22 protein-coding genes and 1 tRNA gene are annotated in these 20,912 nt (G+C 69.0%); 13 read left to right on the top strand and 10 right to left on the bottom strand.

Features of this window, described 5'->3' with window-relative positions:
- Positions 1-153 precede the first annotated feature (153 nt).
- Entirely contained in the window at positions 154-975 is an 822-nt protein-coding gene (locus tag O2L01_RS20690; protein WP_270123935.1) for an SAM-dependent methyltransferase, read from the top strand.
- Between the two features lie 134 nt (positions 976-1,109).
- Here O2L01_RS20690 and O2L01_RS20685 read toward each other — a convergent pair whose 3' ends face one another.
- Positions 1,110-1,994 carry a helix-turn-helix domain-containing protein gene (locus O2L01_RS20685; protein ID WP_270123934.1) on the bottom strand — a complete coding sequence of 295 codons (885 nt, stop codon included), beginning with the start codon at positions 1,992-1,994 and terminating at the stop codon, positions 1,110-1,112.
- 116 nt (positions 1,995-2,110) lie between these two features.
- Positions 2,111-2,356, bottom strand: a complete 246-nt coding sequence (locus tag O2L01_RS20680; RefSeq protein WP_270123933.1) for a DUF397 domain-containing protein — start codon at positions 2,354-2,356, stop codon at positions 2,111-2,113.
- 483 nt (positions 2,357-2,839) lie between these two features.
- Here O2L01_RS20680 and O2L01_RS20675 point away from each other — a divergent pair, with 483 nt between their 5' ends.
- Entirely contained in the window at positions 2,840-3,151 is a 312-nt protein-coding gene (locus O2L01_RS20675) for a hypothetical protein (protein ID WP_205325899.1), read from the top strand.
- Between the two features lie 184 nt (positions 3,152-3,335).
- Here O2L01_RS20675 and O2L01_RS20670 read toward each other — a convergent pair whose 3' ends face one another.
- The 3 genes from O2L01_RS20670 to O2L01_RS20660 form a co-directional block, all read right to left on the bottom strand.
- Positions 3,336-3,734 carry a hypothetical protein gene (locus O2L01_RS20670; protein ID WP_270123932.1) on the bottom strand — a complete coding sequence of 133 codons (399 nt, stop codon included), beginning with the start codon at positions 3,732-3,734 and terminating at the stop codon, positions 3,336-3,338.
- Between the two features lie 134 nt (positions 3,735-3,868).
- Positions 3,869-4,567 carry a glycoside hydrolase family 11 protein gene (locus O2L01_RS20665; RefSeq protein ID WP_270123931.1) on the bottom strand — a complete coding sequence of 233 codons (699 nt, stop codon included), beginning with the start codon at positions 4,565-4,567 and terminating at the stop codon, positions 3,869-3,871.
- 313 nt (positions 4,568-4,880) lie between these two features.
- Positions 4,881-6,152 carry an ROK family transcriptional regulator gene (locus tag O2L01_RS20660; protein ID WP_270123930.1) on the bottom strand — a complete coding sequence of 424 codons (1,272 nt, stop codon included), beginning with the start codon at positions 6,150-6,152 and terminating at the stop codon, positions 4,881-4,883.
- A 165-nt stretch (positions 6,153-6,317) separates the two neighbouring features.
- On the opposite strand from O2L01_RS20660, the gene O2L01_RS20655 reads away from it, so the two are divergent.
- Positions 6,318-7,823, top strand: a complete 1,506-nt coding sequence (locus O2L01_RS20655) for a cellulase family glycosylhydrolase (protein WP_270123929.1) — start codon at positions 6,318-6,320, stop codon at positions 7,821-7,823.
- 102 nt (positions 7,824-7,925) lie between these two features.
- Here the strand turns inward: O2L01_RS20655 and O2L01_RS20650 are convergent.
- Positions 7,926-7,998 (bottom strand) — tRNA-Arg (locus O2L01_RS20650).
- A 73-nt stretch (positions 7,999-8,071) separates the two neighbouring features.
- Here O2L01_RS20650 and O2L01_RS20645 point away from each other — a divergent pair.
- The 7 genes from O2L01_RS20645 to O2L01_RS20615 all read left to right on the top strand — a co-directional run bounded on the left by O2L01_RS20645 (position 8,072) and on the right by O2L01_RS20615 (position 15,149).
- The gene (locus O2L01_RS20645; RefSeq protein ID WP_270123928.1) at positions 8,072-8,701 is read left to right on the top strand and encodes a hypothetical protein; all 630 of its coding nucleotides are present in this window, start codon (positions 8,072-8,074) and stop codon (positions 8,699-8,701) included.
- Between the two features lie 52 nt (positions 8,702-8,753).
- Entirely contained in the window at positions 8,754-9,119 is a 366-nt protein-coding gene (gene folB / locus O2L01_RS20640; RefSeq protein WP_270123927.1) for a dihydroneopterin aldolase, read from the top strand.
- Complete coding sequence (gene folK / locus O2L01_RS20635; RefSeq protein ID WP_270123926.1) at positions 9,116-9,646, top strand: 2-amino-4-hydroxy-6-hydroxymethyldihydropteridine diphosphokinase; 531 nt, start codon at positions 9,116-9,118, stop codon at positions 9,644-9,646. Before folB ends, folK begins: the two co-directional genes overlap by 4 nt.
- Positions 9,647-9,665: 19 nt before the next feature.
- On the top strand, positions 9,666-10,223 hold the full coding sequence (locus O2L01_RS20630; protein ID WP_270123925.1) for a DUF3180 domain-containing protein: 558 nt from the start codon (positions 9,666-9,668) through the stop codon (positions 10,221-10,223).
- A gap of 122 nt (positions 10,224-10,345) precedes the next feature.
- The gene (locus O2L01_RS20625) at positions 10,346-11,614 is read left to right on the top strand and encodes an ABC transporter permease (protein WP_270123924.1); all 1,269 of its coding nucleotides are present in this window, start codon (positions 10,346-10,348) and stop codon (positions 11,612-11,614) included.
- A 21-nt stretch (positions 11,615-11,635) separates the two neighbouring features.
- Positions 11,636-12,922: a hypothetical protein gene (locus tag O2L01_RS20620; RefSeq protein WP_270123923.1), complete on the top strand. Its 1,287-nt coding sequence runs from the start codon at positions 11,636-11,638 to the stop codon at positions 12,920-12,922.
- Positions 12,923-13,283: 361 nt separating this feature from the next.
- On the top strand, positions 13,284-15,149 hold the full coding sequence (locus O2L01_RS20615) for an HNH endonuclease signature motif containing protein (RefSeq protein WP_270123922.1): 1,866 nt from the start codon (positions 13,284-13,286) through the stop codon (positions 15,147-15,149).
- A gap of 139 nt (positions 15,150-15,288) precedes the next feature.
- Here the strand turns inward: O2L01_RS20615 and O2L01_RS20610 are convergent, their stop codons facing one another.
- Positions 15,289-15,864, bottom strand: a complete 576-nt coding sequence (locus O2L01_RS20610; RefSeq protein ID WP_270123921.1) for a hypothetical protein — start codon at positions 15,862-15,864, stop codon at positions 15,289-15,291.
- A gap of 327 nt (positions 15,865-16,191) precedes the next feature.
- Positions 16,192-16,842 (bottom strand): LysE family translocator, encoded by a 651-nt coding sequence (locus tag O2L01_RS20605; RefSeq protein ID WP_270123920.1) that lies wholly within the window; start codon positions 16,840-16,842, stop codon positions 16,192-16,194.
- 204 nt (positions 16,843-17,046) lie between these two features.
- On the opposite strand from O2L01_RS20605, the gene O2L01_RS20600 reads away from it, so the two are divergent.
- Positions 17,047-17,445 (top strand): hypothetical protein, encoded by a 399-nt coding sequence (locus O2L01_RS20600; protein ID WP_270123919.1) that lies wholly within the window; start codon positions 17,047-17,049, stop codon positions 17,443-17,445.
- Between the two features lie 68 nt (positions 17,446-17,513).
- A complete protein-coding gene (locus O2L01_RS20595; protein ID WP_270123918.1) occupies positions 17,514-17,843 on the top strand; it encodes a nucleoside triphosphate pyrophosphohydrolase family protein in 330 nt (109 codons plus the stop codon).
- Here the strand turns inward: O2L01_RS20595 and O2L01_RS20590 are convergent.
- Complete coding sequence (locus O2L01_RS20590; protein ID WP_270123917.1) at positions 17,840-18,730, bottom strand: phosphotransferase family protein; 891 nt, start codon at positions 18,728-18,730, stop codon at positions 17,840-17,842. The two genes, O2L01_RS20595 and O2L01_RS20590, sit on opposite strands and share 4 nt — an antisense overlap.
- A 49-nt stretch (positions 18,731-18,779) precedes the next feature.
- Positions 18,780-19,565 (bottom strand): DeoR/GlpR family DNA-binding transcription regulator, encoded by a 786-nt coding sequence (locus tag O2L01_RS20585; RefSeq protein WP_270123916.1) that lies wholly within the window; start codon positions 19,563-19,565, stop codon positions 18,780-18,782.
- Positions 19,566-19,732: 167 nt separating this feature from the next.
- On the opposite strand from O2L01_RS20585, the gene nagA reads away from it, so the two are divergent.
- On the top strand, positions 19,733-20,912 hold a 1,180-nt coding region (gene nagA, locus O2L01_RS20580; protein ID WP_270123915.1), incomplete at its 3' end, for an N-acetylglucosamine-6-phosphate deacetylase.

Raw genomic sequence — 20,912 nt, 5'->3', positions numbered from 1 at the left:
GTGGACTGTTGTCGCCTGAAGTGGTTGGTGCGCCTGGTGTTTCGATTGAAGCAAATGTGAGCACTGTGGCCCGATGGGGTGATCCCGAAATCCGTCTATGTGATCAAGGTCGTACGATATTTTCACCGTTCCTTCGACGAAGAGGCTGAACCGATGGCAGCGAACACAGAAGACAACATGCCCGAGTTCGACATCTCCAGGCCCACCATCGCGCGCGTCTACGACGCCCTGCTCGGAGGCAAGGACAACTTCGCACCCGACCGTGAGGGCGCCGCCGCGTACGTCAAGTACGTCCCCAACGCCGGCGACTGCGCCAAGGAGAACCGCCAGGCCCTCGTCAAGGGCGTGCGGTACATGGCGAACAAGGGGATCGACCAGTTCCTCGACATCGGCGCCGGGCTGCCCACCATGGAGAACACGCACCAGGTCGCCCAGTCCGTGAACCCCGACGCCAGGGTCGTCTACGTGGACAACGACCCGATCGTGCTCGCGCACGGCCGGGCCCTGCTGGCCACCAACGACAACACCACCGTCATCACCGCGGACCTCCGCGACCCCCGGGACATCCTCGACCACCCCGAGATCAAGGAGCTGCTCGACTTCTCGCGGCCGATCGGACTCATGGTCGTCGGCCTCCACATGCACTTCCACGACGAGGAGCAGCCCGACGAGTGGGTGCGAGTCCTCCTGGACGCCTGCCCCTCCGGGTCCTACCTGTTCATCACCGACTTCGTGGACACCGGCGAACCGCTCCAGAAGGGCATGGAGAAGGCCGGCCTCGAAAGCCTCGGCAACGGCTGGATCCGCACGCCGGAGCGGATCACCGAGCACTTCCTGGGCCTGCCCCTGGTGGAGCCGGGCCTGGACTTCCTGGCCCGCTGGTTCCCCGAGGAGCCGGACAAGGAGGTCCCGGCGGCCGAGGACCTGAAGCCGTACCAGCGGATCCTGATGGCCGGGATCGGCTACAAGGCATAAGCACAACGAACGCAGGGAAGGCGCGCGGTGGGGAAGTCGCGCGCCTTCGTCGTGTCCCGCAAGTGAAGTGCGCTCACCCGATCGAGTGAAATTGCATCATTGACGCGAAGGCGTCCAGAAGCCCGCGCCGGTTACTAGCTGTAGCGGTCGCGGAGGATCTCGCGCAGGAAGTCCTGGGTCTTGTGCGGCTGGGTGGCCTGGATGCACAGGTGCTCCATGGCGGCCTGGTAGGCGTCGATCTCGCTGTCGCGCTCGAGGTAGAGGCCGCCGGTGAGGTGTTCGAGGTAGATGACGTCGCTGAGTTCCTCGTAGGCGAACCGCAGCCACGTGAAGGGCGCGCCCGCGCCGGAGTGGGCGCCGGCGGAGAACGGCACGACCTGGACGCGCACGTTCGGCTTGTCGCAGAAGTCGATGAGAGTCTGGATCTGGCCGCGCATCACGCCTTTGCCGCCGAAGGGGCGGTGCAGGGCGGCCTCGTCGATGACGGCCCACAGCTCGGGCCGCTTCTCGGTACGGTCCAGGATCTCCTGGCGCTTCATGCGCACTTCGATCCGCTTGTCGATCTCGGTGAGCGGGGTGTGGCCGTAGCCGAGCATCATGACGGCGCGGGCGTACTCCTCGTTCTGCAGCAGCCCCGGGAAGACCTGCACCTCGTAGGTGCGGATCATCGCGGCGGCGCCTTCCATCTCGAGGTAGTTGCTGAACCAGTTCGGGAGGAAGTCGTTGTACCGCTTCCATTTACTGGGGCGGTTGGCCTCCCGGGCCATGTCGACGACGCGCTCGATCTCGTCCTCGTCCTGGACGCCGTACATGATCATGAGGTCGCGCACGTCGCGCAGCCGGAACGAGACGCGGCCGAGTTCGATGCGGCTGATCTTGGAGGCGTCGGCGCGGATCTCGTAGGCCGCCTCCTCGCGGGAGATGTCGGCGTCCGTGCGCAGCTGCCGCAGTTTGCCGCCGATCATGACGCGCAGTGTCGTGGTCCCGCTCGGCAGGTCCTCCGCACTCGCCTTCGCCACCGCTCACCTCCCTTCGTCGTCAGACTGTGGACGAAAAACTCACCCTGACAGGGTAGCCGCTCGGCCTGCCCCGCCAGGGTGAGTGTGGTGCTCAAGGGCTTTCGCCCTGAATGCCGCTAGGCGATCATGTCGTCGAACTCGCCGTCCTTGGCACCTTCGACGAGCGCCTTGATCTCCGCGACCGTGTAGATGAGGGCCGGGCCCTCAGGGAAGCGCGAGTTGCGCACCGCGATCTCCTCCCCACCAGGGAGCGCGGCCAGTTCGACGCAGTTGCCGCCGTTCGGGCCGCTGCGGACGCTCTTGCGCCAGCTCAGCGTCGAGGGGAGCTCCCCTGCCAGGATGCCGTTGCGGGCCTTGTCCATTCGAGATCCTTCCACCAGTGGTCGGCGTGTCCGACCGGATCTTTCGGAAATGACCGGCAGCCGGTTCGGAAGGAGCTTCCGGGCACGGCCCTACCAGAGCGGCCGTGCGGAGGAGTTTTCCGACATCCCCATCGCAGGTCGGATCAAGTGTTGCACATTACACAGCGTGAGTGCACGGGAGGATGCTTGAGCGGATGCACGTGCATCTGCCCGGTGTCGATGCATGTTAAGATTCATGTGAGAATGCACATAGACACGGGCGCAAAAAGTATGCGACCGTAGTCACGGACTCGAAAAGCCGTCAAACCGGCGCTCGCGTACGCGACGGCGCATCGTCGGCCAAGGGGTGCAAATCCCTCGGCCCGGCAATCGCCTTCGCCGCGCGGCGACCCGCATCGCACAACCGGAAACGCAGTGGTTTTGCAGAGCCTTGGCCGGGCCCGCTCCGGTGAGGCCATCGTCGCCGGAGAAGGGTTGGGTGCCATGGAACGTCTCGAGGCCCAGACGTTGCTGGGGGCGGCCGCGGCAGGCAAGCTGCGCAGCTCGATGTGCCAGCAGGTGATGGCCATCGAATACGACCGCAGCGGCCACGTGCTCTACCGCTGCGCCCGCTCGTGCGGGAAGCACACCGCGGATGCGGCCCAGGTCCAGGCAGGACTCCTGTGGCACTACCGCGGCCGGAGCCTCGGCGAGCACTACGGTCTCCCCGACGAGGAGATCGTCGACGACATGTTCGCGTCGCTCCAGCTCGCCTGGATCCGCGACGGGGACATCTACACCGCGCGCTTCCGGTAAGAACGCGGCGCGGACCTGAGACTTTGTTCTGTTTGGTGGGATAGAGCCTCGGGGAGGCCGGTGGGGGCCTCCCCGAGCTCTGCAACTCGAACTTGCTTTGCAACTCGAACTTTAAGTGCGCGAACAGTGCTGACACACTGAGAAACAGCGGGCGGGACCTCGGGCCCCGCCCGCTTCGGCGTTCTCAGGACTGGTGGCGCTGCAGCAGCTCCAGGAGCTTCGCCACGAGTGCCGCGAGGGCCGCGAACGGGCTCACCAGCCGCTCCATCGCCTTGACCTTGCTGTGGATCCGGTTGGGGGGCTTGGCTTCGGCGACCGACTCCTCCAGGTCGTCGATGGTGTCCGCGATGACTCCGTACTCGTCGCCCACGCGCTCGCGCTGCTCCCGCAGGGCCGCCCGCAGCTCGCCGACGAGCCGCAGCAGCTCGGCCTGGAGCTCCCGGTCGACCTCCGGCCCGCCGGCGAACACGTACCCGCGCGCCCCGTCCCCGATCGCCCCCACCGTCGCGGAGGCCCCCGTCCCCACCGCCCCGGTCTGCACGTTCCCCCGGAACACGTACCCGTGCCGCTCGTCCTCGTCCATAGTGCTCCCGCCATATATTGTCAAAGAAACAAATAATGGAGGACCAGCGTATCCGGGCCCGAGAAGCCTTGTCAAGACACGGAGAAGGGAGGCGCGGCCGCGCCTCCCTTCCCGACGCTCCTTCTCGGACCTGATCAGCTGACGGTGATGTTGGAGCTGCCGGTGGACTGGTAGCCCTCGGTCGCCATGATCATGTAGTAGCTGAAGGCGCCCAGGTTCATGCCGGCCCGGGACCAGGCGTCGAAGTGGGCGCCGGTGTCGATCGTGCCGGAGCTGCGGAGGTTCTGGCGGACGCTCCAGTACTGCGCGAAGGTCTTGGTGCCCTCCACGGACGGCGCGTTGTAGCGCATGGAGTGCCCGAGGGTGTAATTGCTGCCGTTGATGTACGCCGTGCCGCGGTTGGTGGCCCCGCTGCTGGGGTTGTACGGGCCGTGCGATTCGACGATGTAGTACTCCACCAGCGGGTTGGAGGTCCAGCCGTAGAGCGCCAGGTAGCCGTTGCTGCCGTGGACCACCCAGCCGTTGTAGTTGACGGTGCGGCGTCCGCCGTTGGCCCAGCCCTTCCCGCCGACCCAGTTGTTGGCGCCGTTCCACTGCGAGCTGTAGTTCCCGCCCGAGCCGAGGGTCATGGAGGCCCGGCCGGGGGAGTCGGTCCAGAACGAGTAGTAGAACCCGTTGTGGGTGCCCGTCGCGTTCTGCGTCAGGGTCTGCGCGTTCGCGACGCCGGGTACGGCGAGCGCCGAGGCGGCGCCGAGCGCGAGCGCCCCGCCGCCGAGCAGGAGTCCCCTGCGGCTGAACGGGGTCGGCTCCTTCGGGGTCTGTCCTTCAGTCATGCGTCCTCCAGATCGCATAGAAGTTCATCGATGCGAAAAGTATGCGGACTGCATCGAGGTGCGTCAATAAGTTTCGGGGAACTTTCGGAACTATCTCCGGAACTATCGGAATTCAGGCGCAATCGACCCGCACAGGAGTCCACGGAAGTGGCTGAGGATGAGCATGGTGCCCCCGGCGGGATCGAGCATCGCGACGCACGGTCGAGGAAACCGAGCGGAAGCGTCTCGACGCCAGGCGCGCTCTGGGGTATCGCCTCGTGGTGCGTTCACTTGACGGGTACCGGGGCTTGAGGCGTCTGCGCCCGTTGTCGGACTAATCGCCCGCGGCCGCGACCACCGGTCGGGCGTGGCTGCGGGCACCCTTCCGCTCCTCCGTCCGGGCCCGGCCATGGGTGAGCTCGCTTTGCAGCACGAGGGCCGCTGCGCCGATCGCTGCTGCGTCGGGGCCGTTGACCGACGGCATCACCCGCACCGGGTGCGCCCGCCAGGCGGCGGTGCGGCGGTCCACCTCCTCCTGGATCACGGTCCGGTAGACAGCGCCCGCTACCGCGAAGCTCGGACCGGCCAGGACGATCGCGTCCACATCGAAGAGGATGGTCATGGTGACGGCGGCGGCGCCGAGGTAACGGGCCGACCGCTCGATGAGGGCGCCGGCGGCCGGATCGCCGGCGTCGGCGGCGGCCGCGATCCGCGCGAACGCGGTGAGGAAGTCGGCGGTCGCGGGGTCGAGCCCCAGTCGCTTTGCCAGCGCGGGCGTGGCCGCGGCTTGCCGGACCAGCGCTGACGGGCCGGCGTAGTTCTCCAGGCAGCCGACGTTGCCGCACGAGCACTGGTCGCCGTTGACGTCGATCGACATATGGCCGAGCTCCACGCTGTTGGAGGAGCTGCCTCGGTATACCTCGCCGGCGACCACGATCCCGCCGCCGATCCCGCTGGCCATGTAGATGCAGCCGTAGGTGCTGCGTCGGTCGACCGCTCCCAGCCAGTACTCGCCGATCGCGGCGGCCGCGGCGTCGTTGTCGAGCAGCACGGGCAGGCCGAGGCGCTGCGCGAGTCGCTCCGCGACCGGGTATTCGAGCCATGGCTCGGAGGGCTGCGGGCTCAACAGCACCCCCGCGCGGCGGTCCTGCGGGCCGTAGCTGACCAGCCCGACCCCCAGCACCCGGTCGCGTTCGACGCCAGCCGTGGCCAGCAGGGCGTCCACCTGCGAGGCCATCATCGGCAGCGCCTGGTCCGGCGGCATCGAGGCCACACCCTGAAACGAAGTCCGGGCCACCGGCCGGCCGGCCAGGTCGACGATGACGATGACGCAGGTGTTGCGCTCCATCTGGACCCCGACGCTGTAGCGGGCCCGGGGGTCGAGCTGCACCAGCGTGCGCGGTTTGCCGCCGGTCGGCGCACCCCGGCCGGCCTCGACGACCAGGCCGTCGTCGATGAGCTCCCGCACGAGCTCGGAGATCGTGGCGCCGGTGAGGCCCGTCGCCGCCGCGAGCTCCACCCGGCTGATCGTGCGGGCCGCACGGATGGCGTCCAGGATGAGACCCCTGGTCCTCGACTTGCCTGTCCACGTCGGGCTGAGCGCCACGTGCGCCTCCTTCGCTGTATTTCGGCAGGCTGCCTTACTCGCCCATCTGCTGCACGATGATCCCAAAGCATAGATTCATATGAATGCTTGACTTTATTCGGGTGCCTAACTAAGGTGAAGTCGGAAGCGCTCCCATGTATCCCTCACGAGAATCAAGGAGCTAGGATGCGACATCGTCAGACACTATTGGTCGCCGGCGCCGTCGGCGCACTGGTACTGGGCGGCTTGGCAACGGCGAGCCTTCCCGCGTCGGCGGCCACCTCGGGCTGCACGGTCACCTACACCGTGCAGAGTGAGTGGCAGGGCGGGTTCAGGGCCGACCTGGACGTCACCAACCTCGGCGACCCGATGTCCGACTGGACATTGACGTTCGACTTCCCGGACGCCGACCAGAAAGTCACCCAAGGCTGGAGCGCCGCCTGGACCCAGTCCGGCGCCAGCGTCTCAGCGACCAGTCTGAGCTGGAACCGGTCACTGGCCACCGACGCCTCCACCTCGATCGGGTTCGTCGGCGCATGGAGCGACGCCAACCCGGAACCGGCGTCGTTCGCGCTCAACGGCACGCCCTGCACCGGCTCGACGACACCGACCGGGGGCCCGACCACCACCCCCAGCGAGGACCCGACCACCACCCCGCCGGAGAGCGGTCCGGCGCCGCAGCTCAGCGTCTCCGGCAACCAGATCGTCACCGAGGACGGCCGGCCGTACCGGCTGCTGGGCGTGGACCGGTCCTCCGCCGAGTTCGCGTGCGTGCAGGGCAAGGGCCTGTTCGACTCCGGCCCGGTCGACCAGGCCTCCGTCGACGCCATGAAGTCCTGGAACATCCACGCCGTGCGCCTCCCGCTCAACGAGGAGTGCTGGCTCGGCCTCAACGGCTCGCCCAGCGGCGCCGCCTACCAGCAAGGCATCAAGGATTACGTCGATCTGCTGGTCGCCAACGGCGTCAACGTCATCCTCGACCTGCACTGGACCTGGGGCGCCTACACCACGGGGCCGGACTGGCACTGCACCGATGTGCACGCCACGTGCCAGAAGCCGATGCCCGACGCACAGTACGCCCCGCAGTTCTGGACCAGCGTCGCCAACACCTTCAAGGGCAACGACGCCGTCGTCTTCGACCTGTTCAACGAGCCGTACCCGGATATGGCCAGCGAATGGGACAAGACGTTGGGCTGGCAGTGCCTGCGTGACGGCGGCACCTGCGCCGGCATCGGGTACGAGGTGGCCGGCATGCAGGACCTCGTCGACGCGGTCCGCGAGACCGGCGCCACGAACATCCTCATGGTCGGCGGGCTCGAGTGGACCAACGACATGCGGGAATGGCTGGCCTACAAGCCGAACGACCCGCTGAACAGCATCGCCGCCTCCTGGCATTCGTACAGCTTCAACCGGTGCGTGACCGAGTCCTGTTGGGACGGCGAGATCGCGCCGCTGATGCAGGAGGTGCCGGTCGTCCTCGGCGAGTTCGGCCAGGACAACTGCGGGTTCGACTACATGCAGGGGCTGGTCGACTGGGCCGACACGAACGGCCTGGGCTACCTGGCGTGGACCTGGAACCCGTGGGGCTGCACCAGCGGTGCCGTCCTCATCAAGGACTGGTCCGGCACGCCGGAGCCCGGTGTCGGCGAAGGCTACCGGTCCCACCTGCTCGACCAGAGCCCCTACCTGTGACCCGACGAGCCTGTGAGGCCGTGTTGACGCACTGACGAACGGCCCTTGACCGGGAAAAACCTGGTCAGGGGCCGTTCTGGCTGGTGATTGCGAATGAGGAAGTGCCCCCGGCAGGATTCGAACCTGCGACGCACGGTTTAGGAAACCGACGCTCTATCCCCTGAGCTACGGGGGCGCGAGAGCCGAGTCTAGCCGATCAGCGGCCGCCGCCCCCCTTGACCCGTGCGGGCGACCGGTACCTTGGAGCCGTGCCTCCCACCCCCTTCTGGCGCCCTGACAAACTCACGGTCATCGCCCGGTTCCTGCAGTTCAAACTGCGGCTCCCGGTCATCGTCGCCGTCTGCGCCTCCGTGCCCGCCGTCTTCCTCACGCTCTGGGCCGACGGCGAGATGGCCATGGCGGGCAAGGTGATCGGCTGGGCCGCCGGCATCGTCCTCTGGGCCGAATCGGTCATCCTCCTCCTCGCCGCCGAGCACAAGCGCGAATGGCTCTGGCGCCACAAGTGGATGCTCGTCGTGTGCCTGCTGACGCTCGTGAGCCTCGTCCTCGCCGCCGGCGGCGCCCAGGTGCTGCGGCTCGCCACCCTCGTCGGCTCGATCCGCGTCCTCCGCGCCAAGCGCATCTTCAACGCCGCCCAGGTCCTCGGCCGCCGCTTCGGCGTCACCGGCGGCTGGCGCTCCTGGCTCGTCATGGGCATCGGCGCGATCGCCGCCCTCTTCACCGCCCTCGTCCTCGTCGACCCCACCTCCCAGTACCTCGAACTCCTCACCTGGGTCGAAGGCAACCTCCGCCTCGTCCCGATCCTCGTCGCCGGCGCCATCCTCGCCGTCGCCACCTGGCTCGTCGTGCGCGTCAGGGAGGACGACGAGCCCGAGTAGCCGGAGTCCGTCCTTCCTCGGCGCGCCCGCCCGTTCGAGTAGGCTCGGGCGCGTGGATACCGACCTGATCACCTTGACCGGCCTGCGGGTGCACGGTCGCCACGGCGTGTTCGACCACGAACGGGAAGCCGGGCAGGACTTCGTCATCGACGTCGCCTTGCGCACCAACACGATCGAGGCCGCCGGCAGCGACGACCTCAAGCACACCGTCGACTACGGCGCCCTCGCCGACACCCTGGCCGACATCGTGGCGGGCGAACCCCTCAACCTCATCGAGACCCTCGCCGAACGCCTCGCCGACGCCTGCATCGCCCTCGACCGCGTCGACTCCGCAGTCGTCACCGTCCACAAGCCGCAAGCGCCGATCGCACACCACTTCGCCGACGTCTCCGTCACCATCGAAAGGCCGAAGCGATGACGCGTGTCGTATTCAGCATGGGCTCCAACCTCGGCGACCGCGAGGCCGCGCTCACCACCGCCATCGCCGCCGTCGCACCCGACGCCGTCTCCGAGGTCTACGAGACCCCGCCCTGGGGCGGCGACGACGAGCAGCCGACCTACTACAACATCGCCGTCATCGCCACCGACCCGAACCGCAGCGCCGAGGACTGGCTCGCCCTCGGCCAGCGCCTCGAGGCCGAGGCCGGGCGCGTGCGGGACCCCGAGCGCCCTTACGGTCCGCGCACGCTCGACGTCGACCTCATCGCCGTCACCGCCGACGACGGCACCCCGATCGAGTCCGACGAACCCCGTCTGACACTCCCGCACCCGCTGGCCCATCTGCGGGCGTTCGTGCTGGTCCCGTGGTTCGCCATCGACCGCGACGCGGAGATCCCCGGCCGCGGCCGCGTGAGGGAGCTGCTACGCGACGAATCCGTCGCGGCGGACGCGCGCGCACTCCGCAGGCTCCACCCGATATGGTCGGACCACGGCGAAGCTCACTAGCCGTGAAAGGGAGCACAGTATGAGCAGTGACGAGCACGGTCCCCGACCGAGCCTCAGGCCGACGGCGCCGTCCACCCTCGCGGTGGTCGCCCTGGCCGGGGCGGCACTGACCCTGCTGCTCGTCGCCCGCTTCTACCAGCAGGCCCCCAAGCTGGCCTGGTACAACTCCGCGGTCCTGTTCGCGCTCGCGATCCTGCTGGGATGGCTGGCCTGGACCACCCGAAAGACCCTGCGCCCCAACCGAAAGCAGGTGCAGGGGGCGAGCGCGGGCGGCGTGCCGTCCCGCCCGTCCGGCGGCGTGGAGGGTCCGGAGCACGCGCTCCAGATCGCCCGTTTCGCCGTGCTGGCCAAGGCCGCCGCGATCGGCGGCGCCGCCTTCTTCGGCGCCTACCTGGGATTCACCGTGTGGCTCGCGGTCCAGTCCGGGCGCCTGACCGCCGCCGCCGCCGACCTGCCCTCCGCGGTCCTCGGCACCGTCGCGTGCGCCGCGCTCACGGCGGCCGCGCTCTGGCTCGAGCACTCCTGCCGCATTCCCCCGCAGGACGACGACCAGGACGACGCGGCGACCCGTCCCTGACCGACCGACCCCGATTGCCGACCCATCATCCCCCATATCCCCAATATTTCGCGCGTTTAGAGGTGCGCCCCATGAAGTTTGACTCCCCCAGTGGAAGCAACGGTCGAGACGACTCGACGACGTTGATCAGAACTGATTCAGGGAGGGCGGCGCCGTCGGGCGACGACGACACCCCCTCCGACCGCATGGCCGTCCACCTGGTGTGGGAGATCGGCCTGCTGCTCCTCGCGGGCGGCGTCCTGTTCGCCCTCACCCAGACCGACGCCGGACCCTTCGCGGACGGTTCCTGGACGGGCCTCTTCGCGGCCCTGGCGCCCGTGATCATGCTGACGTCCGCGATGGCCGTCTCGCTGCGGATCGGCGCCGTCAACCTGGCCGTGGGCCCCATCGCCCTCTTCGCGGCCTGGATGTTCACGGACGCCTCGAGCTCCGGTTCGATCATGGCGCTCGGCGTCGGGCTCGGCGTGGCCGCGTTCGTCGGCATCGTCCTGGCGACCCTGACGGCCTGGCTCCGCGCCCCCGGCTGGGCCGCGAGCGGCGCGGTCGGCGGTGCGATCGGCCTGTGGGCCGGCGGCACCGGCGACCCTTCGCAGTTCATGCTCTCCGAGCTGCCGGGCACGGCGGTGCTCGCGGCGCTCGGCGCCGCGATCGGCGTCTCGCTGTTCTTCGGCCTGGTCGGCGCGTTCTCGGGCGTGCGCGCCCGCCTCGCGCCGATCCGCCGGACCCCGGCGGGGGAGCGGCACGGACGCGGCGGGCTCGTCTTCTTCGGCGTGCTGCTCTCCTCGACGCTCGCGGGCGCGGCCGGCGTGGTCGCGGCCTGGACCGCGGTGCCCGAAGGCGGCGCGGCCGCGCTGCCGGACCCGATCCTGCTGACGGTGCTCGCGCTCGGCGCGGCGCTCGTGGGCGGCACGAGCCTCATGGGCCGGCGCGGCGGCGTGTTCGGCACGGTGCTCGCGTCCACCCTCCTGCTGGGCCTGATGTGGCTCGCCGAGGGGCGCGGGTGGGGCTTCAACCCGAGCTGGATCGCCTTGGGCGCCATCGTGGCCGGGTTCCTCATCACCCGGCTCGTGGAGGTCATGAACACCGCCGACGAGAGCGAGACGGCCTCCACCCGCCGCGCTGGGAACCTCGCGGACCTGCGCGAGGACGACCCGCCGGCGGCCGAGCGCGACCGCACGGACGCGGCCGCCTTCGATGAGCGCGGTGAGTACGACGAGGACTTCGCGGGCCTCGGCACGGGCGACCCGTGGACGAACACGGGCGGCATCCGCACCACGGGGAGCATCCCCAAGCAGGGCGCGGCCGCCGACCCCTTCGGCGCTTCGGGCGTCTTCGACGACCTGCGCGACGCCCCCCGCGACGGCTACGGCTCGCCGCGCCACGGCCGCTGACCTCCCACAAAGGACAGACGCATGACGTACATCCCCCCAGAACGCGACGAATCCGCCCTCGACCAGACCCGCCAGCTCGAGTTCACGCCGCCGCCGACGGGCATGCCGACCACCGGCGACGGCGGACCCGTGGACCCCTTCGCGGGCCAGGTCCACCAGGTCACCGAGCCCGTCGAAGTGGCGGAACCCCGTGACCGGGTCGTCTTCCAGTTCGTCTGGGAGGCCATCCTGCTGCTGCTGACCTTGAACGCGCTGTTCCTGGTCTACCGCCGTGAGGACGAGCTCTTCGGCGAGGAGTTCGGCGGCCTCGTGGACGCCCTCAGCCGCCACGCCCTGTACCTGACGCCGATCCTGTTGGCGGCCTTGGCGATCGGCCTGTCGCTGCGGCTCGGCGCGGTGAACCTGGCGGTGCCGGCGATCGCCTTCGCGATCACGGTGGCCACGCCGTTCGAGACGAACGTGTGGATCTACATGGGCTACGTGGCCGGCGCGGCCGCCGTGGCGGGCCTGCTCTACGTGCTGCTCGTAGCGGCCTTCCGGGTCCCGGCCTGGTTCGCGGGCCTCGGGGTCGGCGCGGCGGTCCTGGCGGCCGTCCCGGTCACCGCCCACCTCGCATCGCCGGGGACGTACAGCCTGCCCGGCCCGCCGAATGGGCTCTACCTGCTCGGCGGCGCCGCGGTCCTCGCGATCGCGGGCGGCTTCATCGGCCTCGCCCCGGGGATGCGCGACGGCTTCAGCGCCGTGAAGCGCCTCGCCGACGGCGAGGGCGAGCGCTCGGCTTCGGCGGTGTTCCTGCTGCTCGGCGGCACGGTCCTGTCGATGCTGCTGGCGGCCGCGTCGGGCTATGTCACGTACATGTACGCGATCGGCCCGATCGAGGGCGCGAGCACGCTCAACTTCGGGCCGTACGGGTCGTACCCGACGGCGGTCGAGTTGCAGCTCTTGGCATTCGTGATCGCATTGATCGGGGGGACGAGCCTGTGGGGCCGCCGCGGCGGCGTCTTCGGCGCGGTCTTCGCGACGATCGCGGTCTGGGCCGGGTTCGTCCTGTGGGGGCAGATGGTCGCCGACGCGGGCGAGGACTCGTGGCAGGCGGCGTACTCGCAGGCGATCGACGCGGGCATCCTGCTCGTCGCGCTCTTCGTCTCCTTCGCGCTCGACCGCCTCGGCCGTCCGAAAGAGACGATCGAGTCGGACGACGGGATCTACACGCAGGAGATGCGCCCGTTCGAGCCGAATGGCGAGGCCCCGCAGGGCACCGGCCTCTTCGAGCCGACCCTCCCGGATGCGACTGCGCCGCAACGATAAGAGCAAGCCGAGAACGGCCGGGCACCCGTGAGGGGGCCCGGCCGTTCTTTGGATTGCGATGCGCTCGGCGCCGTCTCGGGCAGGCTTCAATCGGGCGGCGACGAGAGGTCGCATTCCCTTTGGGGTGGGCTGTGCGGCTGACAGGCAGCGTCGGGGATGCGGCCGGGGCGGCGCTCCTCTCTCGGTTTGCATTGCGCCTCAGGGAGGCTGGGGTGCAGGCGGGGCGAGGCATTGATAGTCCTCTATGGAATGTTCACTCTATCGGGTGATGACATCAGCACGATGGGATGTCATCATTGAAGTACGAACAAGGAAGCGAAAACAGCCAGATCATTCGAGAACAGGAGAGGAGGCGAGACCCATGGCCCACTGCAACACCCCGACTGCTCCGGCACTCCCCGCCACCCCGGCCCTCTCCCCCGCCTCGATCCTCCCTGCTTCTGCCGATCGCCGTTCCCAGGCAGCGGCGATCCGTTCGGCCCTCGATGAGGCCGCCTCGCTGATCAACACCCAGCACGCTTCGGTGCTCGCCTCGGTCATCGCGATGAAGGAACAAGGCCTGCACCGCTCGGAGTTCGGGTTCTCGGCCCTGCGGGATCTGCTGCTGTCCCAGTTCGACTTCACGTTCAACACGGCAGGATCCATCGCGGCCATCGCGAGACTGTCAGGGAAGTTCCGGATCCTGGCCAAGGCGGCAACGACGGGAACGGCACGGATCGACCAGGTCGCCTACGCCGTCCGCCAGCTCGACCAGACCCCCGCCATGCGACTCTTCGCCAGGACCCCCTTCAGAACCCCGGCCCCCTCCCCTTTCGACCCCCAGATCCTGTGCGCGACACCGGAAGCAATGGTGGCCGAGTATTGCGCTCATGCTTCCTTCAAAGACCTCAGGCGGCATCTGGATGAGCTGTGGGCCTCGATCGCCGAGGAGACCGAACTGTTCGACGAGTTGGGTGAGCAGTCCCTGCAGCGCCTCGAACTGACCGAGACCGGCAACGGCATGTGGCACTTGGAAGGCACCCTCTCAGAGGCGACCGGCAGGCTCTTGGACAAGTACCTGAAGACCGCCTGCCCGCCCCCGCGCCAGGAAGACACCGAGGCCGGCAGCGATGGGGAAGGTCTGTTGCCTGCGCAGGCGAACCGGAACGCCGAAGCCCTGCACCAGCTCCTGGCCGGGTACGGGTCCTCCCCGCAAGCCGCGACCCGCCATGGCCACACCGCCACCCTGGATCTGGTGGTGGACATCGAGACGTTGCAGGGCAAGGACACCGGCCGCCTCCCCCTCCTGGAAGGGCAGCCGATCAGCGTTGCCCGTGCCCGCCTGCTCGCTTGTGAAGCCGGGGTCATTCCCTCGGTCTTCAACTACGCCACTGGTGAAGCCGTCGAGCTGGGCAGGGCTATGCGCCTGCCGAACGCTTCGCTGCGTCGCAAGCTGGAGCTTGAGCAACCGGAAGGGTGTGCCTGGCAGGGTTGCGACCGCCCGGTCGCTTGGACTGAGGCGCACCACATCCAGCGCTGGGCCGACGGTGGTGTGACGGCCGCTGAGAACCTGATCCTGCTCTGCAGGTTCCACCACGGGCGGATCCACACCACTGGCTGGAGCGTGGAGAAGACCGGCCCCGGCCAGGCCATCATCACCCACCATGACGGTCATGAAGACCCAGGCGGCAACGACAGCCAAGGCTGCGGCTGCTCGGACTGGCGCACCGACCAGGACATGGATGCGGAACACCAAGGCTCGGGCTGGGATGTGTTTCCCACCGGGCTCTACCGTTCGGAATGGTCCGAGAGCATGAAGCCCGACCTGGATGGGATGGCTGAGGCCATCGACAGAGACCGGGCGATCCAAGCCATGCGGGCCGCCAAGGCGAGATGCCGAGAGAAGTTCAGGGCACCGAGCCCGCCCTCCCCGATACCGGTCTTAGGCTGCCCCAGCAGGCAGACTGCTGGGGGAAGCGCCGCAAAGCAACACCACGCAGCGCAGCCCGATCCCCGAGGGACCGGGCCCCTCAGCATGCCCAAGGCAGGAAACCAACCCCTGCCAACACCCTCCCATCGCTGCCGGGTTGAACCAGGACCCGATCGGGCAGGGCAGCCGCAGAACGACCGCGCCCCGCCACTGCCTCGTTGCCGCTGCCGGATTGAACTCGCACCCAAGCAAACCGGGCAGCCGCAGAACGACCGCGCCCCGCCGCTGCCTCGTTGTCGCTGCCAGGTTGAACCTTGAGACGATCGGACCGGGCAACCGGAGACCGGCCGGGATCGCATGAGGCCTCGTTGTCGCTGCCGGATTGAACCCGGGCCGGATCGCACCGGGTGCCGGAGAGGGGCAAGGACCTTAGTACTGGTTTGAAGTTCGGGGGAAATCAGGTTCTCTGACGGTTGTCACGTTCGTCGATTGACCAGCGGCGGAGAGGTTGGTGGGCTGCGAGCCGAGGGTCATGTTCGATTGCGGCCTGTGCGAACTCTCGGCGCAGGTCTCTGAGATGGTCGATGAGTTCGCTGCGCGTGCAGGTGGTCATTGGGTGTGCAGTGATGCCGAGTGGCAGGGGGACGTTGAGGTTGATTTGGCTCGCCTCGAGCCAGGGCACGCGGAAGAGCCGAACCTGGTCATCGTGGGAGGCTTCGAAGACGATGTATTCGCCGGTGGAAGCCATATAGAACTCGAGAAGGCCTGCTCGGTGTGCTTCCAGTGCCTCGAGCGCCGCTTTCGTGCTCTCGAAGAAGTCGACGATGTCGGCATCGGCCAGCGTCGGCTCGCGATCGGCGAAGCCGATGACCCGAGCGAGGGTGTATTGCGTCTCCAGGAGCTTCGCGGCGCAGTACAGCGTCGCGAACTCGTAGGGACCGTCGATCTCGATCGATTCGAGGAGCTCCCCGTACAGTTCATTGATCTCGGACTGGGGCTTCTGCTCGTGGGCAGTCCACTCGATCCTGAACATGTCTCCTCCCAGGGCTGTCGACACCAGATGCTCGCTGCCCAGGGCCATCGCGTCAAGCGCTATTGGCGCAGTGTAAGTCGCAGCCAGGTTGAACCCCGTCCCGATCGGGCCGGGCCGGGGGCCGGAGACTGGCAAGGGCCCCTTGAGACCTCGTGGTCGATGCCCGGTTGGACCTGGACTGGATCGGACCGGGTGGTCGGATACCGGCGAAGGCCGTTTGAGGCGGCCTTGATGTCGCTGCCCGAATGAACGTGGCGTGGCCCGCTCGCGCCTGATGCGGCCCACCCGCGCCTGATGCTGCGCTCCGCAGTTCAGGCAAGCCAATTGCTAAGGGAGCGCCGTGGCAGGGCGGGCCTTGCCCAGCGCCAGGTGCAGCGCCAGACCGGCCAGGACCGTGCCCATGAAGTACCGCTGCGTCTTGAGCCAGAGCGGTCGCTTGCCGAGGAACGCCGCGATGCCACTGGCACCGAAGACGAAGAGGCCGTTGAAGGTCACGCCGACCGCGATCTGCGTCAGGCCCAGCGCGAGGCTCTGGACCGCGACCGGTCCACCGGCCGGGTCGATGAACTGCGGGAGCAGCGACACGTACAGGATCGCGATCTTCGGGTTGAGCAGGCTCGTGACCAGACCCATCGTGAAGAGCCGCCGCGGCGAGTCCGCCGGCAGTTCCTTCGGCGCGAACGCCGACGTGCCGCCCGGCTTGAAGGCCTGCCAGGCCAGCCAGAGCAGATACGCCGCACCCGCGATCTTCAACGCCGTGTACAGCACCGGCACCAGCACGAAGATCGCGCTCAAGCCCGCCGTCGCCGCCACCAGATACACGAAGAACCCGGCCGCCACGCCGAGCAGAGAGACGTAACCAGCCCGCCGACCCTGCGCGATCGTCCGCGACACCAGGTAGATCATGTTCGGCCCCGGGGTGAGGACCATGCCGAGGGCGACGAGCCCGATTCCCGCGATCGCGGTCCATTCGACCATGGCCGCCTCCTCATCCAGTGCCTGCGAACCCTCCGATTACAGCCCGCCCGAGCCGTTCCGCGCCACCAGGTTCCCGCCCGGTGAGAGCAAGGCCCGGATGTCAGCGCGGGCGTCAGGCCGGTGTCAGGGCCGTGCAAGTCCGGCGCCCCATAGTTGCTTCATCAACGAGGAACACCTCACCGAGAACGAACACGGAGCACGAACATGAGCATCAGCCTCACCGCCCAGGACCACACCACCATCCGCACCGCCGCCTTCGGCGCCGTCACCCTCATGTCCTTCGCCGCCGTCCGCTCGGCCCACGAGGTCGCGACCGACGGGACCCTCGCCCTCGCCTCGGCCACCGGCGCCGTCGGGCACGTGCTGGCCGGCAAGAAGCGCGACTTCAAGCTGGAGGCGAAGTCCAGTGCGGCCCTTGCCGAGCAGGTGCTCCCGGCGCTCACCGCGTCCGTGAGGCTCCTTGAGGCGCAGGACCCGGCCGAGGCCGCGAACTTCCGCACCACGGTCACCGTCGCCGTCGAGGCCGCCGCCCGTGCGCACCAGGGCGAGAGCCCGGCCTTGGACGCGATGACCGGCAAGATCACCGCCGCCCTCAACGCGTAGACGCCGAGCGCCACCCGCGCCGCCGTGCCGCCAGGCACGGCGGCGAAACCCGTTCATAGGCTTGCCCGATGGACATGGACGAGTACCAGCGCGCGGCGCTCCGCACGGCCGCGCCCCACGACAAGCCGAACGTGCTCTTCGACCTCCTCCTCGGCCTCGTGGGCGAGACGGGCGAGATCGCCGAGAAGGCGAAGAAGATCATCCGCGACAAGGACAGCGACTTCTCCCAGTGGGACACCGACGATCTCAAGAAGGAACTCGGGGACGTGCTCTGGTACGTCGCCGTCCTCGCCGACCACTTCGAACTGCCTCTCGATGACGTCGCGCAGCACAACATCGCGAAGCTCGCCGACCGCCAGCGGCGGGGCGTGATCGGCGGCAGCGGCGACCACCGCTAACGCAGTGCCGCCCAAGGGCTCGGCGGATCGGCGTTGAAGAAGCGCATGATCTCGAGGAGGCGGCTGCCGGGCCGGGCGCTCCAGTGCGCGGCCTGCGCGTCGGGCGCGCTCGCGAGTTTCCCTACGGCCCAATGCAGGTGGTGCCACAGGATGCGGGCGGCCAGGGTTTCTGCGGCTCCGGTCTCGTCCGGCGCGTCGAGGTAGCCCTCGAGGACGGCCGGCACGGCCCGCAGCGGGAGCTTCGCGAACTCGGTCGCGGGATCGGCCCACGCCGCGTCGCCCCAGTCGAGGATCGCGTTGAGCCGCTTCGTCTCCGGATCCACGAGGAGGTTCTGCGGGCTGGCGTCGCCGTGGATGAGGCGCAGCGGTGCGCTTGGGCCGCAACGCGGATCGAGCCGGTCGAACCAGGCCGTGAGCCAGTCCGCGAGGTCGGTGCTCAGATGGCCCTGCTCGGCGAGCCTGGAGACGTCCGGGCGCGGGTCGCCCGGCTCGTCCACCGGCACGCCCGGCAGGTCGGTGATGTTCCGGTGCAGCGCGGCCAGTTCGGCGCCGAGCTCGCGGTAGGCCCCGGCCCAGCTCCCGTCAGTCGGACGCTCCGGCAGGCCGGGCGTGATCCCGTTGGCGCGCTTGACGACCATGTACGGCGTCTCGAGCAGGTCGTCGTCGTACTCGACCATCTCGGGAGTCCGCACCCCGGCGCGCACGGCGGCCGGGAGCACGAGCGCCTCCTTGCGGAGGTCGTCGGCGGTCTCGGGCCACGCGATCCTCAGGACGAGGTGGTCGCCGAGGAAGAAGACCCGGTTCGCGATGCCCTGGGCGGGCGAGACCGCGATCGCGGCGGGGTCGGTGCGGTGCCGCCGGGCGATCTCGGCGAGGGCTGCGAGCATCGGGCCAGGCTATGGGCGCGGCCCGGCGAAGGCAACGTCTTTATCCTCGTCAGACGACGATGACCCGGATGCCCGCCTCTTCGAAGCCGCGGAGCTGCTCGGGCGGGGCGTTGCCGTCCGTGACGAGCGTGTGGACGCGGTCGGTCGGGCAGATGCGGGCGAAGGCGTGGCCGCCGATCTTGGAGCCGTCCGCGATGACCACGACTTTGCGGGCGCGGGCGGCCATGAGGGCGTTGATGGCCGCTTCGCCCTCGTGGTGGCTGGTGGCGCCGAGTTTCATGTCGATGGCGTCGACGCCGAGGAACGCGATGTCGAGGGTGATCTCGCGGAGGATCGGCGCGGCGAGCGGGCCGATGAGCTCGTAGGACTGCGGGCGCACGACGCCGCCGACCACGACGACCTTGAGATGCGGGCGCACGATCAACTCGTTCGCGATGTTGAGCGCGTTCGTGACGATCGTCAGCCCGGTCGAGCCGGGCGTGGCGACGAGGTCGGTGCGGGTCGCGAGGGACCGGGCGACCTCGGTGATCGTGGTGCCGCCGTTGAGGGCGATGACCTGGCCGGGGCTGACGAGCCCGGCGGCGGCCGTGCCGATGCGGTGCTTCTCCTCGACGTGCCGGGCGGTCTTGTAGCGCAGCGGGAGGTCGTAGGAGATGCCGCCCGCGACGGCGCCGCCGCGGGTGCGCGTGATCATCTGCTGCTGCGAGAGCTGGTCGAAGTCGCGGCGGATGGTGGCCTGCGAGACGCCGAGCCGCTCGGCCGCCTCCTCCACGGTGATGCGTCCGGTCTCTGCGAGGATCTCCAGCAGGGTGTTCCACCGGGCATAGCGGTCCACGTCGCTCCTCGGGTCGGGATCGCGGCGGGCGGGCCGCGGTCTGCGCGATAGTGTTCGTTGTACGTCTTCCGGCGCTCGGGCGATGCTCAAGTCATGCTCGTGCGCTCACGATCATTGTGCCGCACCGGGGTGGGTCCATACACGCCGGATCGAATGGAAGGAGCGCCGTGGACGGTGTTCTGCTGCCGGCCGTGGGCCGAATCGTCACTCCCGACGGGATCGTCAACGGGACCCTGATCGTCGACGGCGACCGGTTCGAGGGGATCCTCGAGCGCGAGGGCGAGCCCACCGGCTGGGTCCTGCCGGGCTTCGTGGACGTCCACTGCCACGGCGGCGGCGGCTTCTCGCTGGCGAACGGCGACCCGGAGTCGGCCCGCGGGGCCGCGGCCTTCCACGCCTCGCGCGGCACGACGACCCTGGTGGCTTCCCTCGTCTCCTCCACCCACGGCTTCCTCCTCGACGCGACCCGGGCCCTGAAGCCCCTGGTCGCGGACGGCACGCTCGCCGGCGTCCACTACGAGGGGCCTTATATCTCCGCCGCGAAGTGCGGCGCGCACCGCGTGGAGGTGCTGCGCGACCCCGATCTCTCCGAGCTGACCGAGCTCATCGAGGCCGGCGGCGGGGCCGTGAAGATGGTGACGATCGCGCCCGAGCTGAACGGCGCGCTGGAGGCCATCGAGTTCCTGGACCAGCGCGGGGTCGTGCCCGCGATCGGGCACACGAACGCGAGCTACGAGCAGACCGCCGCCGGGATCGACGCGGGCGCGCAGGCCGCCACGCACCTGTTCAACGCGATGCGGGCGTTCAACCACCGTGAGCCGGGCCCGATCCCGGCCCTGCTCGACGACGAGCGGATCTTCTCCGAGATCGTCGCCGACCCCGTCCACCTGCACCCGGGCACCATGCGGTTCGCGTTCGACACGTCGCTGCCGGCGTGGACGCTCCTGGTCTCGGACGCCATGGACGCGGCGGGCCTGGACGACGGCCGGTACATGCTCGGCCGCCACGAGGTCGAGGTGCTCGACGGTGTGGCCACGGTGGCCGGGACCGACATCATCGCGGGCTCCACGATCACGCTGCTGGACGCGTTCCGCAACGCCGTCCGCCTCGCGGGCCAGTCCGTGGAGGCCGCCTCGCAGATGGCCTCGGCGACGCCCGCGGAGCTGTTGGGGCTGGGCGACGTCGGCGCGATCGAGACCGGGAAGTACGCGGACGCCGTGGTCCTCGACGACGACTTCAACCTCGTCTCGGCAGCCGCACCCGCAAACCGAGCTGGCACCGCCGCTCGCGCGACTTCGACCTCAAGCGCACGCTCCGCGCCAACCTCAAGCACTACCAGCCCGAGTC

This window comes from Glycomyces lechevalierae, assembly GCF_027622945.1.
GTDB lineage: Bacteria > Actinomycetota > Actinomycetes > Mycobacteriales > Micromonosporaceae > Glycomyces > Glycomyces rutgersensis.
Note: the sequence above shows the minus strand (reverse complement) of the source record. Positions and strands in the feature narration are given on the sequence as shown.

Coding starts and splice junctions, on each gene's coding strand:
- O2L01_RS20690 (WP_270123935.1), top strand. CDS start 154: ATGGCAGCGAACACAGAAGACAACATGCCCGAGTTCGACATCTCCAGG.
- O2L01_RS20680 (WP_270123933.1), bottom strand. CDS start 2,356: ATGGACAAGGCCCGCAACGGCATCCTGGCAGGGGAGCTCCCCTCGACG.
- O2L01_RS20675 (WP_205325899.1), top strand. CDS start 2,840: ATGGAACGTCTCGAGGCCCAGACGTTGCTGGGGGCGGCCGCGGCAGGC.
- O2L01_RS20670 (WP_270123932.1), bottom strand. CDS start 3,734: ATGGACGAGGACGAGCGGCACGGGTACGTGTTCCGGGGGAACGTGCAG.
- O2L01_RS20665 (WP_270123931.1), bottom strand. CDS start 4,567: ATGACTGAAGGACAGACCCCGAAGGAGCCGACCCCGTTCAGCCGCAGG.
- O2L01_RS20655 (WP_270123929.1), top strand. CDS start 6,318: ATGCGACATCGTCAGACACTATTGGTCGCCGGCGCCGTCGGCGCACTG.
- folK (WP_270123926.1), top strand. CDS start 9,116: ATGACGCGTGTCGTATTCAGCATGGGCTCCAACCTCGGCGACCGCGAG.
- O2L01_RS20630 (WP_270123925.1), top strand. CDS start 9,666: ATGAGCAGTGACGAGCACGGTCCCCGACCGAGCCTCAGGCCGACGGCG.
- O2L01_RS20620 (WP_270123923.1), top strand. CDS start 11,636: ATGACGTACATCCCCCCAGAACGCGACGAATCCGCCCTCGACCAGACC.
- O2L01_RS20615 (WP_270123922.1), top strand. CDS start 13,284: ATGGCCCACTGCAACACCCCGACTGCTCCGGCACTCCCCGCCACCCCG.
- O2L01_RS20610 (WP_270123921.1), bottom strand. CDS start 15,864: ATGTTCAGGATCGAGTGGACTGCCCACGAGCAGAAGCCCCAGTCCGAG.
- O2L01_RS20605 (WP_270123920.1), bottom strand. CDS start 16,842: ATGGTCGAATGGACCGCGATCGCGGGAATCGGGCTCGTCGCCCTCGGC.
- O2L01_RS20600 (WP_270123919.1), top strand. CDS start 17,047: ATGAGCATCAGCCTCACCGCCCAGGACCACACCACCATCCGCACCGCC.
- O2L01_RS20595 (WP_270123918.1), top strand. CDS start 17,514: ATGGACATGGACGAGTACCAGCGCGCGGCGCTCCGCACGGCCGCGCCC.
- O2L01_RS20590 (WP_270123917.1), bottom strand. CDS start 18,730: ATGCTCGCAGCCCTCGCCGAGATCGCCCGGCGGCACCGCACCGACCCC.